The 6,465-nt window shown below is 65.1% G+C and carries 2 protein-coding genes; both read right to left on the bottom strand.

Features of this window, described 5'->3' with window-relative positions:
- Positions 1-118: hypothetical protein (locus tag AC2VOU_RS17495; protein ID WP_486958510.1), on the bottom strand; the 118-nt coding region annotated here is incomplete at its 3' end.
- The coding region (locus tag AC2VOU_RS17490) for a type I polyketide synthase (protein ID WP_486958509.1) at positions 115-6,465 on the bottom strand (6,351 nt) is incomplete at its 5' end. The genes AC2VOU_RS17490 and AC2VOU_RS17495, both read right to left, overlap by 4 nt.

Raw genomic sequence — 6,465 nt, 5'->3', positions numbered from 1 at the left:
CAGCGACTGGCTCTGAAATGTCGGTCGGGAAAGCGGTCCCAGCCCGGACCAGTTCGCGCGCCAAGGCCGCTCGTGCGTTCGGCGACAGTTGCGCTGCGCGCTCCGCCAAGCTCGTCATGACTCGCCTCTCGTTGCGCCATCCGATAATGTCGCGGCCAGCTCGCTGGCCTCGACCAGATCAGAGAGCAGGTCCATCTCCTCTTCGGACAGTTCCGCGTCCGCACCAGGAGCCTCCTGCGCCTCGGCCGGTAACGCATAGTCCATACGTTCGCATAGTGCGGTCGCGAGGTCGGTGATTGTCGGATATGCCCATACCAGCGCGACAGGCAACGTGATGCCCAGACTGGCTTCCAACCGGTTTCGCAACTCCAGACCCATCAAAGAGTCGAGGCCCAGCGTCTCCAGCGGCCGGTCGTGGTCGATTGGATCGCTCGAGCGCAACACCCCGCGGATCTCGTCGGCGATCGCCGATGCGAGGCGTCCCGGGCGTTCGGCCGCGTCGAGAGCGTCCAGTTGCGCACGAATCTTGCCCCCGCCGCGCCGTTCCCCGCTTTTCAGGGTTGCCGTGTCCTGCAAGTTGGCGAACAACGACGACCCCGCCACGGCCGGGAAGGATTGGAACCACTGCCGCGCGTCGAGGCTGAACACACCGGTTTGCGCACGATCAGCGGCAAGCACCGTCTGCATCGCAGCCAGCCCCTGCTCGGCGGTGATCAGCGAGACACCGAGATCGGCGAAGAACTGGGCCCGCCCCACCTCGGCCCATGGGCCCCAGTTGATTCCGACGGCGGGCAGTCCAAGCGAGCGCCGATGGGCAACGAGGCCGTCGACCCACGAGTTCGCGGCGGCATAGGCACCCTGCCCGGGCGTGCCGAGCAGCGAGGAGGCCGAAGAGAAGGTCAACCACCAGTCGACGTCGAGCGCAGCGGTGGCCTGATGTAGCCGCCAGCTGCCGGAGACTTTCGGAGCGAACACCCGTCTCGCGGCGGAATCCGTCATATTCAGCACGATCTCGTCGGCGAGAACCATGGCGCTGTGCAGAACTCCAGCCAACCGGAAACCCGCGCTTTGGACCGCGTGCACCAGCGCCTCCGCCGTGCCGGGTTCGGAAATGTCACCGGTGACCACCTCAATCCGGTGACCGGCGGCGGTCAGGTCCGCGATGGCCGCCGCAACGTCATCGCTGGGAGCCGAACGTCCATTCAGGACAATCAATCCCGCGCCTTGCTCGGCCAGCCACCGCGCGACGACGAAACCGAGACCGCCCATACCACCGACGATCAGGTAGCCGCCGTCTTGGCTGACCAGTGGAACCGGTGGCGGGGACGCGATCGCGTCGATACTGCCCTCGCGCGGTATTGATATGACGATCTTGCCGGTGTGCTTGCCGGACGCCATGAGCCGAAATGCGTCGGCCGCGTCGTGCAGGCTGAATTCGGTGACAGGAAGCACCTGTAGTCCGCCATCGGCTACTTGCGCCAAGATGTCTTGCAGCAGTTGGCGATACCGCGCCGGTTGCAGCTTCAGATTCAGATCAAGGTCTACCACGGAGAAGGACGCACTCTTCGCCAGTGCGGCCAAGCCCAAGTTGGCATCGGCGTAGACATCTTTCTTGCCAATTTCGATGAACCGACCGCCGGGAGCAAGTATCTGCACGCCGCGCTGAATTGCTTCACCGGCCAGCGAATTGAGAATGATATCGACGCCGTAGCCGTCCGTAAGCTCAAGTATCTCGTCGGCGAAGTCCACGCTTCGCGAGTCGCCAACATACTCGACCCCGAGCTCGGACAGCATTTGTCGCTTGGCATCAGAGCCAGCCGTCGTGTAGATGCGAGCACCGATCATCTTGGCGATCGAAACCGCCGCCATGCCGACACCGCCGGTGGCGGAATGGATCAGCACGCGTTCGCCGGGGGACAGCCGCCCAACCTCACACAGGCAGTGCCAAGCGGTGAGGTACGCGACGCCGAACGTGGCCGCCTCGTGATCGGGTAGCGTGTCGGGGATGGGGACGACGAGGTCGGCAATCGTCCCGAGGTGTGTTCCGAATGTGCCGGGGCCAAAGGCGATAACGCGCTGCCCAACCTCGACAGAGTCAACGTCGTCGCCGATGGCCGTCACGTAGCCGACGCATTCGCCACCGATCACTGGTGCGGCACCGTCGAGTCCCGGGTACACGCCCATCGCCTTGAGCACATCGCTGAAGTTGAGTCCCGCGGCGACGACCCGGACCTCGACCTGATCGCCTTGCGGCTTGCCCCGCTTAACCTGGTGCACCGTCAATGCGTCCAGTCGTCCGGGTTGATCGATCTGCAGCCGGACTGCGCCTGAGCCATCCAGTTCTACGACCGTGCGGCGAGTTTCGCCGACCAGTTCGCCCTTCGGCGTGGTCGGCGCCGGCACCAACCGGTTGACGTAGCGTTGCCCGTCCCGGTAGGCGACCTCGTCGTGGTCGCAACCGGCCAGCAGCTCCTCGGTCAGGTCGGCCAGTGAGCCTGTGCCGTCGGCTTCGATGTCAAGCAGCGTCGCCTTGAGTTCCGAATGCTCGAACGTAAGCACCCGGACGATTCCACGTAGCTCGGTCTGCGCCAACGTGATTGACTCGCCTGCATCGAGCTGCTGCGCGCCTCGGGTGACGATCCACAGTCGCGGACTCTTGCGGGCACCCATGCGCGTCACCGCCTGGACCACATCGGCGATCTGGAGGGTGCGCGTCTGCGCTAGTTCCAGTTGAGCATCATCGGACAACGACTCATCGCTCGCTCGCGGCGGACACACCACGACGATGCCATCCCAGCTGATGTCGGTTCGGGTGATCGCCGCCTGCAGCTTCGCTTGGTCGTCTGCGGAGACCAGCCCAACTTCTGCCCCACTTTCGCTCAACCGGTCGCGCAGCGACGACTGCAGCGCGGGCAGCAGCGGGTCGCCGGCGGCGATGTCACCGATCAACAACAGACCACTCTGCGCCGAAGACCTCTGGGCCGCCTTGTCCAGCGGTGCGGGCTCCCACTCCAACGCGAATAGGCGATCGGTAAGTTCCGTTGCGCCGCTACCGGCGCCAAGCACCGCCATCTGGACTTCGTCGATGACGAGTAACGGTTGGCCGTCCTGATCAGTCAGGACGACTTCGCCGACCAGCCGATCTGAGCCCTCGGTTGCGATCAGCGACCCGACCGCGCAGACACCGCGGGTGATATCGCCGTACACATGCACGCCCGCGAAACGTACTGGCAGCACCAATGTTTGCCGGGCGGTCTGCCCGCCGGCCAAGTCGGTCGCCATCCGGGTAGCACCCAGTGTCTGCAACGCGATATCCATCATGACCGGGTGCAGCAGGAAGTCGCGGGACCCCATTCTGGCCGAAGAGGGTAACCGCACTTCAGCGCGGGCGGCACCGGATTCTTCGACCGCGAGCCCGACGATCCCTTGAAACGCCGGTCCGTGTTGTTGGCCGGCGCCCCGCAGCCGCTGATACAAGTCGTCGGGGTCGAGTTCATCCACTACATCGGCCGGGGTTGCGTCGCGCCCCTGGCGATCCGACGGCTGCACTGGCTCGGCACGTCCAACGGTGGCGGTGGCATGGGTGGTCCAACCCGAAGAGCCACTGCGAGTGCGTATTTCGACCCGGCACCGCTGCTCGTCGCCGGTGAGCGTGGTGACGAGAACAATACCTTCGGTCACGTGCAAAACCTGGTGAAGGTCAAGCTCGCAGATCATCCACGGCTGACCTTGTTCAGTTCGCTCGTCTGGGAAGGCGTCCGTCGCGGCCGCCAGCGCGACCTCGGCGTAGGCCGCACCCGGCAGCACGCAGAGATCGTCGATAACGTGATCCCCGAGCCACAGCAGATCAGGGTCGAGCTCGCTTTCCCAAACCCGGGTGCCATTGGTGGGGTCGGTGACACCGACGCCAAGCAGCGGGTGGATATCCGCCCTGTGGTATGCCGCCGATGTGGCGCTGATCCAGTGGCGGGTGTGCTGCCACGGGGTGGTGGGCAGCACGGGGTGTGGTTCGCAGGGGTGGGGAGTTCGGGGTGGGCGGCTGGTGTGCGTTGCGTTGAGGTTGGTGTGGAACTCGAGGGTATCGTGGGCGTCGCGTTGCAGAGTGCCGATGCTCAAATAGCCGGCGCTGACGGTATTTTCATCGGCTGCGCCGTCGATGCTGCGCACGATGTCGCTGATCGAGTGGGTAAGCAGTGGGTGTGCGCTGATTTCGATGAAGGTGTGGTAGTCGCCGCCGATGCCACTACTGGCGTGAGTGATGGCCTGCTGAAAGCGCACCGGGTTACGCATGTTGGTCGCCCAGTGCTCGGCGTCGAAGATGGGAGTGCTGCTGAGGTCCTCGTAGGTGGTGGAGATGATCGGGATGGTTGGTGGCTGCGGGGTGAGATCGGCTAATTCCGAACGCATCTGGGGTTGCAGCGCATCCATGGCCGGGTTGTGTGGTGCCACTTCAATGTTGCCTCGGGTGGCAAAACCGTCCTGCTGGCGCACCCTGTCGATCAGAGCGTCGATCATGGCCGTCGGCCCGGCGATCACGGTTTGGCGCGGGGAGGCATAGATCCCCAAGCTCACTTGCGGGTAGTCGGCGATCAACGTCTCGGTCGCCGCGGCGTCGAGTTCGAGCAACGCCATCGTGCCCTGCCCAGACAACGGCGCCATCAGCCGCGACCGGGTCGCGGTGACCCGTAGCCCCTGAGCGGGGGTCAGCGCACCGGCCACCACCGCGGCGGCCACTTCGCCCATCGAGTGACCGATCACCGCATCTGGTTCCACCCCGTAGGACCGCCACAACTCGGTCAGCGCCAGCTGCATCCCCATCAGTCCCAGCTGGATCTGCTCGATACCAACCAGTTCCTTGCCGTTGGCCAGCACATCGTGCAGCGAAAAGCCCGCTTGTGCAACGAATTCAGGCTCTAGTGTGGCGATGGCTTCGGCGAATGCCGGTTCGTCGGCCAGCAGTTGGCGGCCCATTCCGGCCCACTGCGATCCTCGTCCCGAGTAGACGAACACCGTGCCCGGACCGACCGCGCTGTCACGGGGGGCCACCACGCCGGAAGCGGATTGACCCGCGGCCAGCGCCCGCAACCCCGCCACCGCTTGGCCCCGATCAACGGCCGCCACCGTGCCGAACTTGGTGTGCCGGGCCCGGTGATGGTTCAGGGTGTGCGCAACATCAGCCAGCGGCACCGCAGCGCCGGGGCCTTCCATCCAATCGGCCAGCACCGACGCCGTCGCGGCCACCCGCTGCACCGTCTTGCCGGACACCACCAGCGTCGACACCGCCGGATCAGGGCTCGGCTGCGACCCAGGCGCTGCCACCGGCGCGGGTGCCTGTTCGAGCACCACATGTGCATTCGTTCCACTGACGCCGAACGACGACACCCCCGCCCGGCGAGGCCGACCGGTGGTCGGCCATTCGAGGCCTTCGGCGGCAATGTTTAGCCGCACTGCCGCCTCGCTGGCATGTGTTGTCAACTGGTGGAAGTTGAGGTGCCGCGGAATGTACCCGTTGCGAATGGCGAGCACAGCTTTCATTAGCCCAGCGACACCCGCCGCCGCTTCCAGATGACCAAGATTGGTCTTCACCGACCCGATCACCAACGGAGCAGAGCCCTCCCGATCGTTGAAAACCTTGCTCAACGAATCGAGTTCGATCGGATCACCCAACGGGGTGCCCGTTCCGTGGGCCTCGATGTAGTCGATGTCCGCAGCGGCTAACTTCGACGACGCTAACGCGGTGCGGAGCAACTCCTGCTGCGCCGGCCCGTTGGGAACGGTCACGCCGCTGCTGGCGCCGTCCTGGTTGACCGCCGAGCCGCGCACCACGGCGAGGATGCGGTTGCCGTCGCGCACCGCGTCATCCAATCGCTTCAGCACCACCACCCCGGCGCCCTCGCCCCGCACATACCCGTCGGCGGACACATCGAAGGTCTTGCATTGCCCCTCCGGCGACAGCATCCCCCAGCGCGAGCAGGCGATGCTCGGTCCCGGGCTAAGCAGCAGGTTGGTTCCACCGACTAACGCCGTGTCGCTTTCCCGGCTACGCAAGCTCTGGCATGCCAGGTGCACGGCCACCAACGACGACGAGCAGGCGGTGTCGATAACCACCGCCGGACCCCGAGCTCCGAGGATGTAGGCCAACCGTCCAGCAGCGAAGTTCGCTGAATTGCCGGTTGGTATGTAGGCGTCGAGGTCTTCGGGCCGCAACCGGCCTGCCAGCGTAAGCATGTAATCGTAGGCGGTGACGCCGACGAATACCGAGGTTTGCGTCCCGCGAATAGTGTGTGGCTGCACACCCGCGTCTTCCAAGGCTTCCCAGGCAACTTCGATCAACAACCGCTGCTGCGGGTCCATTGCCGAGGCTTCACGCGGGGAGATTGAGAAGAACTCCGCATCGAACTCATCAGGCTGCCAGCCGGTGAGAAAGCCGCCTTCGGTGCTGCATATCGTGCCTGGCACGGTGTG

The organism is Mycobacterium sp. TH-M25, from assembly GCF_057473665.1.
The sequence above is the reverse complement of the archived record's forward strand: the minus strand, read 5'-3'. Positions and strand labels throughout refer to the sequence as shown.